The organism is Shewanella khirikhana (assembly GCF_003957745.1).
In the GTDB taxonomy this organism is placed as follows: Bacteria; Pseudomonadota; Gammaproteobacteria; order Enterobacterales; family Shewanellaceae; genus Shewanella; species Shewanella khirikhana.
On the sequence record NZ_CP020373.1, the window covers coordinates 2,117,598 to 2,133,347 of the forward strand.

The window sequence follows — 15,750 nt, forward strand, 5'->3', positions numbered from 1 at the left end:
TATAACACAAAAGGCCGCATAAGCGGCCTTTTTTAAGCTGAAATCCGTGTTCGCGGATTAGCTGCGGGTACGGGTTGGCTTGGGGCGTTTGCCACTGCCTGCTGCACCCACCTTGCTTTTACGCACGGCGCGGCGGATTTTAGCGCTGCGCACCTGAGCGGCACGGGCCACACTGTGCTTGTCTGCGCCCAGCATGGAACGGGTTTCCGGATCCATGCCAGCCAGTTGACGCAGGTAGTTCACCTGCTCCAGCGGCAGCTCAGTCCAGCCACCACGTGGCAGGGTCTTGGGCAGTTCAATCATGCCGTAACGCACGCGGATAAGGCGACTTACCTGCACTTCCTGGGATTCCCACAGACGACGTACTTCGCGGTTACGACCTTCGCGCAGACCCACGTGCCACCACTGGTTCATGCCTTCGCCGCCAGCGGACTTGATATAGTCAAACTGGGCTGGGCCATCTTCCAGCATTACGCCGGTACGCAGCTTTTGGATGGTGAAATCGTTCACATCACCAAAGGTACGCACTGCGTATTCACGCTCCACTTCGTTTGAAGGGTGCATCAGGCGGTTAGCCAGCTCCCCATCGGAGGTAAACAGCAGCAAACCCGAGGTGTTGATGTCCAGACGGCCCACCGCTACCCAGCGCGCATCACGCAGCTTGGGCAGACGGTCGAACACGGTTGGACGGCCTTCAGGATCTTTGCGCGAGCAAATTTCACCCTCAGGCTTATGGTACGCCAGCACCCGACAGATGATGTCGTCGGCTGATTTGATAGACACCAGACGGCCGTCGAGACGCACTTTGGCATCGGCGTCGACACGGTCGCCCAGATTGGCGATTTCGCCGTTGATACTCACTCGTCCTGCAGCAATCCATGCCTCCATCTCACGACGGGAGCCATGGCCTGCACGGGCCAAGACTTTCTGCAATTTTTCACTCATGAGTTAACTCTTCCTGCGGTTGTGGCGCCTCGGAGGGCTTACCAAACAACGCATCCAATGACTCGAGATCGGCCAGCACAGGTAACGATGCCAGACTGTCCAAGCCAAAATAGGCCAAAAATTCTGAAGTAGTGGCATAAAGCGCCGGGCGTCCCGGTACCTCTTTGTGCCCTACCACTCTGATCCAGCGACGATCAGATAAGGTTTTGAGGATATGACTGCCAAGGGCAACCCCCCTCACCTGTTCTATGTCCCCCCGGGTGACCGGTTGGCGGTAAGCTATGACCGCCAGGGTTTCCATGGTTGCCCGCGAATATTTGGGCGCCTTCTCCTGCCACAGGGTTTGCAGAAAAGGGTTCAGGGCTTCCTGGGTTTGAAAGCGGTAACCACCCGCCACCTTCACCAGGTTTACCCCACGTTCCTGATAATCGACCACCAGCTCGCCAATGGCGGCACTGACCCGCTCCCGGGAGACCGAGAACTGCGCCAGCACCCCTTCACGCAGTGCTTTAATGGTCATCGGCTTTTGCTGAACGAACAGACAAGCCTCAATTAACTGTTTGAGCTGTAAATTATTAATCTGTGCCATCAGGCTGCCTTCACATAAATGCCGCTGAGGGGCTCGGCCTGGTACAGCTCCACCAGACTCTCTTTCACCAGCTCCATCAACGCAAGAAAACTCACCACTACCCCGGCACGTCCTTCATCCACACCAAACAGCATGGAAAACGGCGTAAAACTCTCATGGTTTAGCTTGCCGAGGATTTCGCTCATCCGCTCCCGGGTGGAGAGCACTTCTTTTTTCACCTGATGATGCTCAAAGGCAGACGCCCGTTTCAACACTTCGGCAAAAGCCAGCGCCAATTCCTTCAGCGATACATCAGGCGGAATGATTTGCGGCTTCAGCCCCGGCGCAGGTGTGGCCCGTGCCTGATGAACGTCCCGCTCAAGCCTTGGCAACTCATCAAGCTTAAAGGCGCCTTCCCGAATGGCCTCATAGGCCTTGAGCTGACGAATAAGCCTGACTCTCGGGTCTTCTTCCTCGTCATCTTCCACCGCCATTTTTGGCAGCAGCAAACGGGATTTGATTTCCGCCAGGGTTGCCGCCATCACCAGATAGTCAGCGGCAAGCTCGATGCGGGCATCGGTTAAAAGCTTAATGTATTCAAGATACTGCGCGGCAATGAGTGTCAGTGGCAGCTCCACCACATCCAGCTTTTGTTTGCGGATAAGGTACAGCAGTAAATCCAGCGGCCCTTCGAAGGCCTCAAGAAAGACCTCCAGCGCCTCGGGGGGAATAAAGAGATCCGCCGGCAATTCCCTTACGGGTTCGCCGCGCACCACTGCCAGGGGCAAACTTTGCTGAACGCCCTGCATGTATCCTCCACCGAATGCACTATTGCATACACTCACTCGTGCGCCTGCGGGGAGATTTCCACCGCTTTTTAGCCCATAAGGACCGGTCGCCGATACGAAAGCGCGCGATTATACCTGAGTTTGGCCGCCCTTTAAAGGAAAGGACTGATGTCGCCCGCGCCTTCACGCAGCACTTCGAAAGTCCCCTCAGACATGTCAACCACAGTCGTAGGGCTTTCAGCCAGGTAACCACCATGAATAATGGCCTCGACCTGATGCTCAAGGATGTCGCGGATATGCTCAGGATCCGACTCGGCAAACTCTTCTTTCGGCATCACCAGACTGGTAGACATCAAAGGCTCGCCCAAAGCTTCCAGCAGCGCCAGCGCAATCACATTGTCCGGCACGCGAATACCTATGGTTTTCTTTTTGTCGTTTTGCAGACGGCGCGGCACTTCCTTGGTGGCCTTGAAAATAAAGGTGTAAGGCCCTGGGGTGCAGTGTTTTACCAGGCGGTAGGCCTGATTCTCCACCCGCGCGTAAGTGGCGATTTCCGACAAATCGCGGCACATCAGCGAGAAGTGATGGTCCTGCTCCATCTGACGAATACGCACAATGCGTTCCATGGCGTTTTTATCGCCGATCAGGCAGCCCAGCGCATAGCCGGAGTCGGTGGGATAAACGATAACTCCGCCGCTGCGAAGAATGTTGACCGCCTGATCTATCAGGCGTTTTTGAGGATTTTCCTCATGCACATAAAAAAACTGACTCACGCGCGCGTCCCCCAAGGTTGCGTTTCCCAGACCCAGGTAATGCCCTGGGGCCGGAATAAATTTTTGCCCAGCTCAACAAAGCTGCCGGGAAAATGAAAATCACTGCCAAGGCTGCCGGCAAGGCCATTCAAATGAGACAGCGCCACAAGGTTGGCTCTGTCTTCCAGCGTCTGCTGGCCGAGCACCACTTCCATGGCATCGCCGCCCGCCTCTTTAAACTCCCGCACCAGCTTTTTCAGCCACTTGGCCGACATCTTGTAGCCGCTTGGGTGCGCCAGCACCGCCACACCGCCGGCACCATGAATGATGCTGATGGCAGTGGCCATATCGCCCCAGTTGTTGGGGACATAGCCGGTTTTATTGCGGGCCAGATAGCGCTTGAACACCCCGGCCATGTCGGTGGCAACACCGCGCTCCACCAGCACCCTGGCGTAGTGGCCACGGCTTACTGCGGCGTGGCCCGCAAGCGCCTTAGCCGCCTCGTAAGTGCCTTCAATGCCAGCCTTTGCAAGCCGCTCACCAATAAGCTGTGCCCGCTGCTCACGCAGGTTGCGCTGGTTTTCCAAAAAGGCCAGCAGCGCAGGATTGTGACGGTCGATATTGAGCGCCACTACGTGGATATCGTAGCTGTGCCAGCGGGTGGAAATCTCAACCCCGTCAATCAAGGTAAGGGCTTGCCCTGCGTCCTGATTGGCAAGGTGGGCTTCGTCCAGTCCGGCCACTGTGTCGTGGTCGGTAATGGCCAGCATATTCACGCCCTGACCAATGGCGCGGCCGACAACCTCAGCCGGTGGAAGCTGACCATCGGATGCCGTGGTATGGCAGTGCAGATCAACCAAATAATTTTCATCGTTCATTCGGTTATTCTACTTGAAACCATTGATAAAAGCGCCTCAAACTTTCGCTTCGCGGCCAGCGCATCGCGCCGGAAAACCCGCGCGGGTATAAATTATGATAAATATTCAATTGACTTTCCCCCGCCCCTGGGGTTTTCTATAGGCCAATACCTGAATTCACAAGACAAAAATCAAATGCAGCCAATCAACGCTTCTATCATCAACTGGTGGTGGCACTTCCCAGCAACGCGGGTGGTGTGAAGCTTCGTGCTCATTTGACAGAGACAAGATTCATAGAAAGGCCCGCACAATGCGGGCCTTTCTGCGTTATGGCCCGGGGAAAGCGGCACAAGGTAACAATAAGGATAATCTGATGACACAAACGGCTTTTGATGCCATCGCACGGGGAGTTCTGGTCAAGCAGGCACTGCCATACCAGGACGACCCATTGGCGCTCTACGAGAGTCTCACCCAGGATGCACCCCATACCCTGCTGCTGGAGTCGGCCGAAATCGACAGCAAGGAAAACCTGAAAAGCATCATCATGACCCACGCCGCACTGCGTATTTGTGCCCGGGGTTACCAGCTTGAGTTTTCCGCGCTGGATGGCAACGGCCACACCCTGCTGCCCGCCATCGCCGCTTTCTTTAATATTGATTACACAGATACCCTGGCCCAAAGCGGTAAGCTCGACGTGCAGCTCAATCGCGACAGCGGGCTTTTGGATGAAGATGCGCGCCTTAAGTCCACCTCACCGCTCGATGGTTTGCGTGCCCTTATCCGCCATATTGATGTGGGCAATAACAGGCAGTTTGAAGATCTGTTCCTTGGCGGCGTACTGGCATACGACCTGATTGACACGGTTGAGCCGCTGCCCAAGGCCCGCGAAGGCGCCAACAGCTGCCCCGATTACCTCTTCTACCTTGCCGACACCCTGATTTTAGTTGACCACAAAGCTCAATCCGCCGAGCTGGTGCTGACTGAGTTCCACACCCAGAACGCCGGTGGCACTGTTCAACATGCGAGTGGCAAAATGCAGGATGAGCTTAGCCGCCGCGCCGCCGTAATAAATGCCATCGCCGCTAAGCCAAGAGCGCCCAAGCCGCTCAAAGGGGTGTCGCTGGAAGCCACTGCCAGCGTGAGTGATGAAGATTTCAAGGCTTCGGTAGTGGCGCTCAAAGAGCACATCATCGCCGGTGATATCTTCCAGGTAGTGCCATCAAGAAGCTTCAGCCTGCCGTGCCCCAACTCCCTTGGCGCCTACCGTGCGCTTCGCAAAACCAACCCAAGCCCCTACATGTTTTATTTCAGGAGCGGCGACTTCACTCTGTTTGGCGCCTCCCCGGAGAGCGCGCTTAAGTACGATGCCAGCAGCAATCAGGTGGAAATTTACCCCATTGCCGGTACCCGCAAGCGCGGCAAGGATGCCAGTGGCAATATAGATCACGACCTCGATGGCCGCATTGAGCTGGAACTTAGGCTCGATAAGAAAGAGCTGTCTGAGCACCTGATGCTGGTCGACCTTGCCCGTAACGACATCGCCCGCATCAGCCAAAGCGGCACCCGTAAAGTGGCCGAACTCCTCAAAGTCGACCGCTATAGCCACGTGATGCATCTGGTCAGCCGGGTGACCGGTCAGCTTCGCAGCGATCTCGATGCCCTGCACGCCTATCAGGCCTGCATGAACATGGGCACCTTAACTGGTGCGCCCAAGGTACGTGCCTCCCAGCTTATCCGTGAAACCGAGCACATTCGCCGCGGCAGCTACGGTGGCGCCGTAGGGTATCTGTCCGGCACCGGTGATATGGATACCTGTATCGTTATCCGCTCGGCGTTTGTGAAAGACGGCACCGCCCATATCCAGGCAGGCGCCGGCGTGGTGTACGACTCAGATCCTCAGGCAGAAGCTGATGAAACCAGACAAAAAGCACAGGCAGTGATCTCTGCCATCAAAATGGGAGGTGGCCTGTGAAACTCTATCTTTTGGATAACTTCGACTCTTTCACCTACAACCTGGTGGATCAGTTCCGCTCCCTGGGCTTTGAAGTGCTTATCTACCGTAACGACGTCGATCCAAAGCTGCTGGCTGAAAAGATGCTGGCCGAAGGTAACTGCGCGCTGGTGCTCTCCCCCGGCCCGGGTGCGCCCCACGAGGCTGGCTGCCTGATGGCGCTGATTAAGCTCACCGCCGGCAAGCTGCCTATCCTCGGCATTTGCCTTGGTCATCAGGCGCTGGTTGAGCATTACGGCGGTAAGGTCGAGCGCGCGCCAACTGTGGTGCACGGCAAGGCAAGCCCCACCGAGCACGACGGCAGCGGCATTTTTGCAGGCCTGCCTTCACCATTGCCCGTTGCCCGCTACCACAGTCTGGTGGCTACCAAGGTGCCCGAATGCTTGAAAGTCATCGCCACCACTGAATCCATGCCGATGGCGATTCTGCATGAAGAGCACAAGGCACTCGGCTTCCAATTCCACCCCGAGTCCATTCTCACCACTCTGGGCAGCACCCTGTTGGTGCAAAGCCTTGAGTACCTCACCGGCAGCAAGCTTAAGCAGGAGGCCACCCGATGAATGAAACGATTAAAGCCCTGCTGGATAAGGCTTATCTGGGTGAAAAGCTGAGCCGCGATGAGGCCGCGAGCGTGTTTTCGGCGCTGGTAAAAGGTGAGCTCGATGAAATCACCATAGGGGCGCTGCTGATTGCCCTCAAAGTGCGCGGCGAAACCATTGACGAAATTTGCGGCGCCGCCGATGCACTGCGCAGCGCTGCAAACCCTTTCCCACGCCCAGCGCTGGATGGTCCGGTTCTCGATATCGTTGGCACCGGCGGCGATGGCTTTAACACCATCAATATTTCCACCACCGCCACCTTTGTGGCCGCTGCAGCCGGCGCCAATGTGGCCAAGCACGGCAACCGCAGCGTGTCGAGCAAGTCAGGTTCATCCGATCTGCTGGGTGAGCTTGGCATCAAGCTCACCATGGCGCCACAAACTGCCGCCAATTGCTTAAAAGCTCTGGGTATTTGCTTCCTGTTCGCCCCCCACTACCACGGCGGCGTGAAATACGCGGTGCCTGTGCGTCAGGCGCTCAAAACCCGTACCCTGTTCAATGTACTCGGGCCACTGATTAACCCAAGCCGCCCCGATGCCATGCTGCTTGGCGTCTACAGCGAATTGCTGGTGCGCCCCATCGCCGAAGTGCTGGCCGCACTTGGGGTGAAGCGCGCCATGGTGGTCCATGGTTCAGGACTCGATGAAGTGGCGCTGCACGGTGACACCCAGGTGTGTGAACTTAATAACGGCACGCTTAACGACTACCGCTTAAGCCCCGAGGACTTTGGCCTTGCGCGCATCGACGTTTCGGCGCTGGAGGGCGGCGACCCTACAGTAAACGCCGCCATCAGCACGGCAATTCTTAAAGGCGAAGGCAAGAGTGCCCACCGCGACGCCGTGGCACTGAACGCAGGCTGTGCACTTTATGTGGCAGGCCTTGCCGATACCCCGCAGGCCGGATTCAAACTTGCCATTGACACCCTCGCCTCCGGCAAGGCATATGAAAAGCTTGTTGGCCTTGCGGCCATGAGTCAGCAGGACAAGGCATAAGGATTAAAGATAGATGAGCAACGTGTTAACCCGGATTATCGACACCAAATATGCCCATATCGAGGCGCTCAAGCAGCGTTTCCCCGAGGCAAGCCTTGCGCCCAAAGTCTCTGACCGCAGCCTGTATCAGGCCCTCGCGGCGCCCGAGGCCGGTTTTATTCTGGAATGTAAAAAGGCCAGCCCCTCCAAGGGGCTGATCCGTGCCGACTTCGACCCAGTGGCCATCGCCTCTGTGTACAGCCGCTACGCCGCCGCAGTGTCTGTGCTGACTGACGAGCAGTTTTTCCAGGGCGATATGGACTATATCCCCAAAGTGCGCGCCGCTATCAGTCAGCCGGTGCTGTGCAAAGACTTCTTTATCGCGCCCTATCAGGTGAAGCTGGCCGCTCATCAGGGCGCCGATGCGATTTTGCTGATGCTGAGTGTGCTCGATGATGACGATTACCGCGCCCTCGCCGCCGAGGCCGCCAAATATCAGCTCGATACCCTCACCGAAGTGAGCAACGAAGAAGAGCTCAAGCGCGCCATTGCCCTTAAAGCGCCCATCATCGGTATCAATAACCGCAACCTGCGGGATTTGAGCACCGACCTTGCCACCACCGAAGAGCTGGCGCCGCACATTCCGGCCGATACCCTGGTGGTGAGCGAATCCGGCATCTACAACCATGCCCAGGTTAAGCGCCTCGCGCCCATGGTGCAGGGCTTTTTGGTGGGCAGCTCGCTGATGGCCGAAAAGGATTTGGACTTGGCCTGTCGCAGGCTTATTTTCGGTGAAAACAAGGTCTGCGGCCTGACCCGCATCGAGGACATCACCGCCGCAGCCAAGGCCGGTGCCGTGTATGGCGGGCTTATTTTTGCCCCCAAGTCGCCACGGTTTGTGAGTGACGATGCCGCCCACGCCCTAAGTCTTGCCAATCAAGCTGCCGCCCAGCCACTGGCGTTGGTTGGCGTGTTTGTGAATGACAGCGCTGAGCACATCGCCGCCCTCGTGAGCGAGCTTAAGCTTGCAGCAGTGCAGCTGCACGGCAGCGAAGATGAAGCCTTTATCGATGCGCTTAAAGCCAAACTGCCGGAAGGCTGCGCCCTCTGGAAGGCGGTCGCAGTTGAAGAAAACGCCGTGGGTACCATTCCGGCCAATGTCGACCGTATCGTTTTTGACAGCAAAAATGCCCAGGGCTTTGGCGGCACCGGCAGCCGCTTTAACTGGCGCCTGGAGCTTAAGGGCAAAGAGCGCGCCATGCTGGCAGGTGGTCTGGATGCCGACAACGCCGCCACCGCCGCCACCCAGGGCTTTTTGGGGCTTGATTTTAACTCTGGGCTCGAAACAGCCCCCGGCGTTAAGTCCGCTGAACTGATAGCCAGAGCCTTTACCGCGCTCAGAAACTACTGACAGATTGCATTTTAGCGCCCGGCACCGGCCGGGCCTGTGAAGAATTAACAGATTGACCAGATTGGAGATAGCCATGAGCGAGCTTAAACTCGACCCCTACTTCGGTGAATACGGCGGCATGTACGTGCCGCAAATTCTGATCCCGGCACTGAAACAGCTGGAAACCGCCTTCGTTGAGGCCCAGCAAGACCCTGAGTTTTTGAAAGAATTTCACGATCTTTTGAAAAACTACGCCGGTCGCCCAACAGCGCTGACCCTGACCCGTAACCTCTCGCCCAATCCCAGGGTAAAGATTTACCTGAAGCGGGAAGACTTGCTGCATGGCGGCGCCCACAAGACCAATCAGGTGCTGGGTCAGGCACTGCTGGCAAAACGCATGGGCAAGAAAGAAATCATCGCCGAGACCGGTGCCGGTCAGCACGGTGTAGCCACCGCGCTCGCCTGTGCCCTGCTGGGATTGAAGTGCAAAGTCTACATGGGCGCCAAAGACGTGGCCCGCCAGAGCCCCAACGTGTTCCGTATGCGCCTGATGGGCGCCGAAGTTATTCCGGTTACCTCGGGCTCTGCCACCCTTAAGGATGCCTGTAACGAAGCCATGCGCGACTGGTCCGGCAGCTACGAAAAAGCACATTACCTGCTCGGCACCGCTGCAGGGCCGCATCCCTTCCCAACCATTGTGCGTGAGTTTCAGCGCATGATTGGCGCCGAGACCAAGGCGCAGATGCTGGAAAAAGAAGGCCGTCTGCCAGATGCGGTTATCGCCTGTGTCGGCGGCGGCTCCAACGCCATCGGCATGTTTGCCGACTTTATCGATGAGCCATCGGTGAAGCTGATTGGGGTAGAGCCCGCCGGTAAGGGCATTGATACCCCAATGCACGGAGCGCCGCTCAAGCACGGCAAGACCGGTATCTTCTTTGGCATGAAGGCGCCTTTGATGCAGGACAAACACGGCCAGATTGAAGAGTCCTACTCGATTTCAGCGGGTCTGGATTTCCCATCGGTTGGCCCGCAGCATGCGTACCTCAATGCGATTGGCCGCGCCACTTATGAGTCGGCCACCGACGATGAGGCGCTTGACGCCTTCCAGCTGCTGGCCCGCAGTGAAGGCATTATCCCGGCGCTGGAATCCGCCCACGCCCTGGCCTATGCCCTGCGGCTCGCAAAAGAGGCCACCGATGAGCAAATCATCGTTGTGAACCTCTCCGGCCGTGGCGATAAAGACATCTTCACCGTTTCCGATATTTTAGACGGCAAGGCCAGCGCATAAGGAGTACTGCCATGAACCGATATTCAAACGCCTTTGCCCGCCAGGCTGCCGAGAAGCGCGGTGCCTTTGTGCCTTTCGTGACCCTGGGCGACCCCGGCATTGAGGCAAGCCTCGCCATTATCGATGCCCTTGTCGAAGGCGGCGCCGACTGTCTGGAGTTGGGTTTTCCCTTCTCCGACCCGCTCGCCGATGGCCCTGTGATCCAGGGCGCCAACATTCGTGCGCTGGATGCCGGCACCACCCCGGACGATTGCTTCAATATGATTGAGCAAATCCGTGCCAAATACCCAGAGCTGCCAATCGGCCTGCTGCTTTATGCCAATCTGGTGTATGCCAACGGCATCGAGGCCTTTTACCGCCGCGCCAAAGCGGCTGGCGTCGACTCAGTGCTGATTGCCGATGTGCCGGTGGAAGAGTCTGCGCCCTTTGTAACCGCCGCCAAGGCCGAAGGCATAGCGCCGATTTTTATCGCGCCGCCGAATGCTGACCGCGACAGCCTTAAGCAAGTGGCAAGCCTCGGCGAAGGCTACACCTATCTTTTGTCCCGCGCAGGTGTAACCGGTGCCGACAATAAGGCTGGTCTGCCGCTGGATTCCATTCTGAGTGCACTTAAGGAGTTTAACGCGCCGCCGCCACTCTTGGGCTTTGGTATTGCCGAACCTGCGCAGGTACGTGAAGCCATCGCCGCCGGTGCCGCAGGTGCCATCTCCGGCTCTGCGGTGGTGAAGCGCATCGAGGCGATGAAGGATGATATTCCAGCGCTTTGCGCCGAGCTGAAAGCCTTTGCTGAGGCCATGAAAGCAGCCACCTGAGCAGGCATTCGGTAGCAAAAGAGCAAAAAGCGGGCCCAGCCCGCTTTTTTATTTCCCGCCAAAAAGAAACCACAATTCCCACCCGCTACGGGTTGACTCGCGGCAGCTGCTGAAATAAAACTTAACGGTACCAGATACTTTCGGCACAGTGATCCAAGCCACAGTGCCGACACAGCAGCTAAGGAGTGGCCCATGGCCAAGGCATTGCTGGTAATTGACGTTCAGACCCTGCTTTTTGAAGGCGATAAGCCCCCCTTCGATGCCGATGCGGTTATCACGCGCATCAACACCCTCACCCACACCGCGCGCGAGAATGGCACCTCGGTCATCTTTATCCAGCATGAGCAGCCAGACACTGCCATTGCCCGGGAGACCCCAGGCTGGCAACTTGTCAGCAGGCTCGAAGTCGACGAAGACGATTATCTTGTCGGCAAATCCACCCCCGACAGCTTCCTCGGCACTGGTCTTAAGGCGCTGCTGGATGAAATGGATGTGGAGACACTCGCTATCTGCGGTTATGCCAGCGAATTCTGTGTTGATACCACGGTGCGCCGCGCGCTGGCGCTGGGCTATCCGGTGGAGCTTATCAGCGATGCCCACACCACTGCCGATAAACCGCACCTCGAAGGCAAGCTCATTCAGGCACACCATAACGCCACCTTAAGCGCTATCCAGAGCTTTGGCGTGCGGGCAACTCTGGTAGATACCCTGAACTGGCAAGGCTGAGCACTCAAGCAAACTGCAGTCCGGCGCGGTGTTTTACCTCCCTGTTTTACCTCATATGGGAGCGTGTTACACTGCGCCTTTGTCTTTTCAGTGGAAGTCCCATGAAGCAGTTACTCGACTTTTTGCCCCTGCTGGTCTTTTTCGCCGTCTATAAGTTTTTCGACATTTATGCCGCTACCGGCGCCCTGGTGGTTGCAACCCTTATCCAGCTTGCTGTCACCTATATGCTCTTCAAAAAAGTAGAGAAGATGCATCTGGTGACCTTTGTTCTGGTGGCGGTTTTCGGTGGTGCGACCCTGTATTTCCACGACGATGCCTTTATCAAATGGAAGGTGACCATAGTTTACGGCCTGTTTGCCACAGCGCTGATTGTGGGCCAGTTGATTGGCAAACCTATCCTTAAGTCTATGCTCGGCCAGGAAATGCCCGTAGAAGATAAAATCTGGGCACGCCTGACCTGGTATTGGGTGGCATTTTTTGTCGCCTGTGGCCTGATTAACATCTATGTGGCCTTTAGCCTGCCCCAGGAAACCTGGGTGAACTTCAAGGTCTTTGGTCTGACTGCCGCCACCCTGATCAACACGGTTGTAACTGTGGCTTATCTGTTCAAACATATTCCCGAAGAGAAAAAGAAGGAACTCAAATAATGTGGTACATGATCTCGTCTCAAGACGTGCCAAACAGCCTGGAAAAACGTCTCGCCGCCCGTCCGGACCACCTTGCCCGTCTGCAGCTGTTAAGCGATGAAGGCCGTTTGATGCTGGCCGGTCCTCACCCTGCCATCGACAGCGACAACCCAGGCGAAGCTGGCTTCACCGGCTCTTTGGTGGTTGCCGAATTTGAGTCTTTGGAAGCCGCCCAGGCCTGGGCCGATGCCGACCCTTATATTCAGGCCGGCGTGTATGAAAAAGTGATTGTGAAGCCTTTCAAGCGAGTGCTGCCCTGATGAAGGTTATTTCATTTAACATCAACGGCCTGCGTTCACGCTTGCATCAATTGCAAGCGCTAATTGATACCCAGAACCCAGATATCATCGGCCTGCAGGAAACCAAGGTACACGACGAGGCCTTTCCTCTGGCTGACGTGGAAGCCATGGGCTACAAGGTGTACTACCACGGCGGCAAGGCTCATTACGGTGTGGCGCTGCTGTCCAAGGTAGAGCCCGAATCACTGGAGAAGGGTTACCCCTGGGATGCCGAAGACGCCCAGCGGCGGATGATTATTGGCAAATTCCGCCAGCCAAACGGCAGACTGCTCACTGTGATGAACGGCTATTTCCCCCAGGGCGAGAGCCGTGACCACGAAACCAAGTTCCCGGCCAAGCGTAAGTTTTATGCCGATCTTCAGCGCCTGCTGACCGAGTCTTACAGCAAAGACGATGACATTATCGTGATGGGCGATATCAACATCTCCCCGCAGGATCTCGATATCGGCATCGGCCCGGACAACGCCAAACGCTGGCTTAGAACCGGTAAGTGCAGCTTCCTGCCCGAAGAGCGCGAATGGCTGCAAACCCTGAAAGATTGGGGCTTCGATGACAGTTTCCGGGTGCTGCACCCTGAAAAAGAAGGCACCTATTCCTGGTTTGACTATCGCAGCAAAGGCTTTGACGACAATCGCGGCCTGCGTATTGATGTTATCCTCACCACCAAGTCACTTACCGAAAGGCTTAAAGCGTCTGGTGTGGACTACGATATCCGAGCCATGGAAAAGCCATCGGATCACGCCCCGGTGTGGAGCGAGTTCGAATAATTCGGCCGCTATGCTTAATTTGATACCAAACAAAAAAGCGCCCTGGAGGCGCTTTTCTTTTTGGGTAAATGCACTGCTTGGATAAATGCACTGCTTGGATAAATGCGCTGCTTGGATAAATGCAGCATCGGCTGTGCTCGCTAATCGCACCGACTGACAACACTGACAGCGAGGCTCAAGCTCAAGTGCGATACTGGCCGAGAATATCCCCAAGCGCTACAGATGCGCCGGCAAGCTCCTCCGACAATTCCAGTGCCTTGTGGGCATTGTCGCTGATGACGCCAGACTGGCTGCGAATTTCCGCAAGCTGCGAGGCAATTTCGCGGCAGGCCACGCTCTGCTCTTCCGCCGACGCCGCAATGTGGCTTGCCATATCAAACACCTGATTAACCGATTCGGCCATACTGCCCACATCCTCGCCCACATCCGATACCGCCGTTTTACCCTGCTCGGCGCGGCTGACGATTTCACCGGTGATCCCCGACAGGGAGCGGGTGCCGCCCTGCAGACTCTCAATCATGGTTTGAATTTCCACTGTCGCTTGCTGAGTGCGGCCCGCCAGGGTACGTACCTCATCCGCCACTACCGCAAAGCCCCTTCCCTGCTCACCGGCGCGGGCAGCTTCAATGGCAGCATTGAGCGCCAGCAGGTTGGTCTGCTCGGAAATACTGTTAATCACTGTCACCACAGCGCTTATCTCAGTGGCCTCACGAGACAGGGCCTCCACCGAGCTTGAGGCATCTCCAATTTTGCCGGAAAGCTCAGCAATGCCGGTAACAGTAGCGGCAATCCGCTTTTGGCTGTCCTGCACCGCACCTGCGTTCTGTCGGGTCTGGCTCGAGGTTGAGGCGGCATTGGCCGAGACTTCTTCTATCGCCGAGGTCATCTGCGACATGGCCACAGACACTGAATCGAGAAACTGGTGCTGGCGTCTGGCCAAATCATCGCTGCTGCGCGCCTGGGATGAAAAGGCGCCCGATGCCCGCTTGAGGGTATCGGCATTGCTGCGAATAGCGCTGACCATATCACTCATGTTGTCGGCGCAGCGGTCGATTTCACGGGCAATCAGACTGAAATCATCGGTTCCGAAGAAGTTAAGCCGCTGGGTCAAATCACCATCGGCAAGACGCTTAATGGCCATGTACATATCCCATAGGCCGCCACCGAGGGAGGTGGAAATCCAGTAACTGAGCTGAAACAGCGGCAGTAATCCGATCGCAGCCCAAAGGAGCATCATATTAGCCTGGCTGCGCGCCTCCTGCTCACTGGCCGCCACATTTGCACTGAGCGTGATCCGCTCGCCATTGACCTGGGCTGCGGCGCTAACGCGATCGCCACTGCGGCCCTGACCGCTGCCAATCGACAAGCTATATTTTGAGGCAAAGCCAGCAAGCGCCTCGCCTTTAAGCCCCTCGGCATTGGCAACGGCAGCAAAGGCATCCACTTGCCCCTGCACCTGGGCCGCACTGGCAGCTTCAATGGCCTTTATCTGCAGCTGATGGTTTGCCAGCGCCACCGCAGCTGTAATGGCTGCCACCATGGAGCACACGAGCCAAAACTTACCGTTAAGACTGAACTTAATAAGAAAAGCGTCTATTTTTCTGAATGTTATCTGCTTCATCGAAGGTTTCTCCTGTGCCACTCGGCGTTTCAGGTCGCCCGCTAAGTATAGATGGCGACCGCCAGGCGCATCATGTTTAGCACATCACTCGGTTTCAGAGAGTTGCGGCATCGGCAACAAACGGCTGAAAAGACTGGTCAGACAGCTCATCCCCAGCCCCATCAATGCGCCAAGTACCAATGCAGGTACGGCAGCATGCCAGTCGCCATTTAGCGCAAACAGCGAGCAGCAACCCAGGAAGGTAGCCGGAATAAAGGCGAGCAAGCGTTTATGGGCCTGCAGACACATGGCGCCGGTAACAATACCTGTGAGGATGGCGGCGCCAGCTCCCGCATCGAGCTTGTCAGCACCATAGATGATAAGCCAGGCCCAGAAGACCCCGGACAAGGTGGTTGCCAGGGTAGAACCCAGGCCGCTGAGACTGAGGTTGCCCTGGGCAAAATAGGCACTGCAACCTATAAAGCCGACCCAGGTAACCAAAGAGAAATGGCTGGAAAGCAGCACCCAGAGCGCCGCCAATAGCCCGGCAGCGAGTGCCACAGGCAATCGTTCGTACATGTGTTGACCCCGTTATCTTTATGTTATGGGGCAAACAATAAGTGAAAGTGAATTACAAAAAGCTGACCTGGCCCAAAAAAGTGTGATTCTTTTTTAAGACCAGGTCAGAGAA

General features: G+C 56.6%; 17 protein-coding genes. 10 read left to right on the forward strand and 7 right to left on the reverse strand.

Annotation, left to right across the window (positions count from 1 at the left end; translation table 11 throughout):
* Positions 1–57: 57 nt before the first annotated feature.
* From rluB to rnm, 5 genes are all read right to left on the reverse strand, one after another.
* Positions 58–945 carry a 23S rRNA pseudouridine(2605) synthase RluB gene (gene rluB, locus STH12_RS09250; protein WP_126167275.1) on the reverse strand — a complete coding sequence of 296 codons (888 nt, stop codon included), beginning with the start codon at positions 943–945 and terminating at the stop codon, positions 58–60.
* Positions 938–1,534 carry an SMC-Scp complex subunit ScpB gene (gene scpB, locus STH12_RS09255; protein ID WP_126167276.1) on the reverse strand — a complete coding sequence of 199 codons (597 nt, stop codon included), beginning with the start codon at positions 1,532–1,534 and terminating at the stop codon, positions 938–940. The genes rluB and scpB overlap by 8 nt, the downstream gene beginning before the upstream one ends.
* Positions 1,534–2,322 carry a segregation and condensation protein A gene (locus tag STH12_RS09260; RefSeq protein WP_126167277.1) on the reverse strand — a complete coding sequence of 263 codons (789 nt, stop codon included), beginning with the start codon at positions 2,320–2,322 and terminating at the stop codon, positions 1,534–1,536. Before STH12_RS09260 ends, scpB begins: the two co-directional genes overlap by 1 nt.
* 131 nt (positions 2,323–2,453) lie before the next feature.
* Entirely contained in the window at positions 2,454–3,074 is a 621-nt protein-coding gene (locus tag STH12_RS09265; RefSeq protein WP_126167278.1) for an L-threonylcarbamoyladenylate synthase, read from the reverse strand.
* Positions 3,071–3,931 (reverse strand): RNase RNM, encoded by an 861-nt coding sequence (rnm, locus tag STH12_RS09270; protein ID WP_126167279.1) that lies wholly within the window; start codon positions 3,929–3,931, stop codon positions 3,071–3,073. Before rnm ends, STH12_RS09265 begins: the two co-directional genes overlap by 4 nt.
* A 352-nt stretch (positions 3,932–4,283) precedes the next feature.
* Here rnm and STH12_RS09275 point away from each other — a divergent pair, with 352 nt between their 5' ends.
* The 10 genes from STH12_RS09275 to xthA all read left to right on the forward strand — a co-directional run bounded on the left by STH12_RS09275 (position 4,284) and on the right by xthA (position 13,459).
* On the forward strand, positions 4,284–5,882 hold the full coding sequence (locus STH12_RS09275; protein WP_126167280.1) for an anthranilate synthase component 1: 1,599 nt from the start codon (positions 4,284–4,286) through the stop codon (positions 5,880–5,882).
* The gene (locus STH12_RS09280) at positions 5,879–6,481 is read left to right on the forward strand and encodes an aminodeoxychorismate/anthranilate synthase component II (protein WP_126167281.1); all 603 of its coding nucleotides are present in this window, start codon (positions 5,879–5,881) and stop codon (positions 6,479–6,481) included. Before STH12_RS09275 ends, STH12_RS09280 begins: the two co-directional genes overlap by 4 nt.
* Positions 6,478–7,512, forward strand: coding sequence for an anthranilate phosphoribosyltransferase (trpD, locus tag STH12_RS09285; RefSeq protein ID WP_126167282.1), 1,035 nt, complete (start codon positions 6,478–6,480; stop codon positions 7,510–7,512). Before STH12_RS09280 ends, trpD begins: the two co-directional genes overlap by 4 nt.
* 13 nt (positions 7,513–7,525) lie before the next feature.
* Positions 7,526–8,902 carry a bifunctional indole-3-glycerol-phosphate synthase TrpC/phosphoribosylanthranilate isomerase TrpF gene (gene trpCF, locus STH12_RS09290; protein ID WP_126167283.1) on the forward strand — a complete coding sequence of 459 codons (1,377 nt, stop codon included), beginning with the start codon at positions 7,526–7,528 and terminating at the stop codon, positions 8,900–8,902.
* 73 nt (positions 8,903–8,975) lie between these two features.
* Entirely contained in the window at positions 8,976–10,169 is a 1,194-nt protein-coding gene (trpB, locus tag STH12_RS09295) for a tryptophan synthase subunit beta (protein ID WP_126167284.1), read from the forward strand.
* 11 nt (positions 10,170–10,180) lie between these two features.
* Positions 10,181–10,981: a tryptophan synthase subunit alpha gene (gene trpA / locus STH12_RS09300; protein ID WP_126167285.1), complete on the forward strand. Its 801-nt coding sequence runs from the start codon at positions 10,181–10,183 to the stop codon at positions 10,979–10,981.
* A gap of 192 nt (positions 10,982–11,173) precedes the next feature.
* Complete coding sequence (locus STH12_RS09305; protein ID WP_126167286.1) at positions 11,174–11,707, forward strand: cysteine hydrolase family protein; 534 nt, start codon at positions 11,174–11,176, stop codon at positions 11,705–11,707.
* A gap of 101 nt (positions 11,708–11,808) precedes the next feature.
* Positions 11,809–12,354: a septation protein A gene (locus tag STH12_RS09310; RefSeq protein ID WP_126167287.1), complete on the forward strand. Its 546-nt coding sequence runs from the start codon at positions 11,809–11,811 to the stop codon at positions 12,352–12,354.
* The gene (locus STH12_RS09315; RefSeq protein WP_126167288.1) at positions 12,354–12,653 is read left to right on the forward strand and encodes a YciI family protein; all 300 of its coding nucleotides are present in this window, start codon (positions 12,354–12,356) and stop codon (positions 12,651–12,653) included. The genes STH12_RS09310 and STH12_RS09315 overlap by 1 nt, the downstream gene beginning before the upstream one ends.
* The gene (gene xthA, locus STH12_RS09320; RefSeq protein WP_126167289.1) at positions 12,653–13,459 is read left to right on the forward strand and encodes an exodeoxyribonuclease III; all 807 of its coding nucleotides are present in this window, start codon (positions 12,653–12,655) and stop codon (positions 13,457–13,459) included. Before STH12_RS09315 ends, xthA begins: the two co-directional genes overlap by 1 nt.
* A gap of 181 nt (positions 13,460–13,640) precedes the next feature.
* Here xthA and STH12_RS09325 read toward each other — a convergent pair whose 3' ends face one another.
* Both STH12_RS09325 and STH12_RS09330 read right to left on the reverse strand, forming a co-directional pair.
* Positions 13,641–15,080, reverse strand: coding sequence for a methyl-accepting chemotaxis protein (locus STH12_RS09325; RefSeq protein ID WP_126167290.1), 1,440 nt, complete (start codon positions 15,078–15,080; stop codon positions 13,641–13,643).
* Positions 15,081–15,164: 84 nt separating this feature from the next.
* Entirely contained in the window at positions 15,165–15,638 is a 474-nt protein-coding gene (locus STH12_RS09330) for a DUF1097 domain-containing protein (protein ID WP_126167291.1), read from the reverse strand.
* Positions 15,639–15,750: the final 112 nt, after the last annotated feature.

Excerpts from the sequence above, each read along its gene's own strand:
- trpCF (WP_126167283.1), top strand. The coding sequence starts at position 7,526 with ATGAGCAACGTGTTAACCCGGATTATCGACACCAAATATGCCCATATC.
- STH12_RS09315 (WP_126167288.1), top strand. The coding sequence starts at position 12,354 with ATGTGGTACATGATCTCGTCTCAAGACGTGCCAAACAGCCTGGAAAAA.
- STH12_RS09275 (WP_126167280.1), top strand. The coding sequence starts at position 4,284 with ATGACACAAACGGCTTTTGATGCCATCGCACGGGGAGTTCTGGTCAAG.
- STH12_RS09325 (WP_126167290.1), bottom strand. The coding sequence starts at position 15,080 with ATGAAGCAGATAACATTCAGAAAAATAGACGCTTTTCTTATTAAGTTC.
- rnm (WP_126167279.1), bottom strand. The coding sequence starts at position 3,931 with ATGAACGATGAAAATTATTTGGTTGATCTGCACTGCCATACCACGGCA.
- xthA (WP_126167289.1), top strand. The coding sequence starts at position 12,653 with ATGAAGGTTATTTCATTTAACATCAACGGCCTGCGTTCACGCTTGCAT.
- STH12_RS09330 (WP_126167291.1), bottom strand. The coding sequence starts at position 15,638 with ATGTACGAACGATTGCCTGTGGCACTCGCTGCCGGGCTATTGGCGGCG.
- STH12_RS09305 (WP_126167286.1), top strand. The coding sequence starts at position 11,174 with ATGGCCAAGGCATTGCTGGTAATTGACGTTCAGACCCTGCTTTTTGAA.
- trpB (WP_126167284.1), top strand. The coding sequence starts at position 8,976 with ATGAGCGAGCTTAAACTCGACCCCTACTTCGGTGAATACGGCGGCATG.
- trpA (WP_126167285.1), top strand. The coding sequence starts at position 10,181 with ATGAACCGATATTCAAACGCCTTTGCCCGCCAGGCTGCCGAGAAGCGC.
- scpB (WP_126167276.1), bottom strand. The coding sequence starts at position 1,534 with ATGGCACAGATTAATAATTTACAGCTCAAACAGTTAATTGAGGCTTGT.
- trpD (WP_126167282.1), top strand. The coding sequence starts at position 6,478 with ATGAATGAAACGATTAAAGCCCTGCTGGATAAGGCTTATCTGGGTGAA.
- rluB (WP_126167275.1), bottom strand. The coding sequence starts at position 945 with ATGAGTGAAAAATTGCAGAAAGTCTTGGCCCGTGCAGGCCATGGCTCC.
- STH12_RS09260 (WP_126167277.1), bottom strand. The coding sequence starts at position 2,322 with ATGCAGGGCGTTCAGCAAAGTTTGCCCCTGGCAGTGGTGCGCGGCGAA.
- STH12_RS09310 (WP_126167287.1), top strand. The coding sequence starts at position 11,809 with ATGAAGCAGTTACTCGACTTTTTGCCCCTGCTGGTCTTTTTCGCCGTC.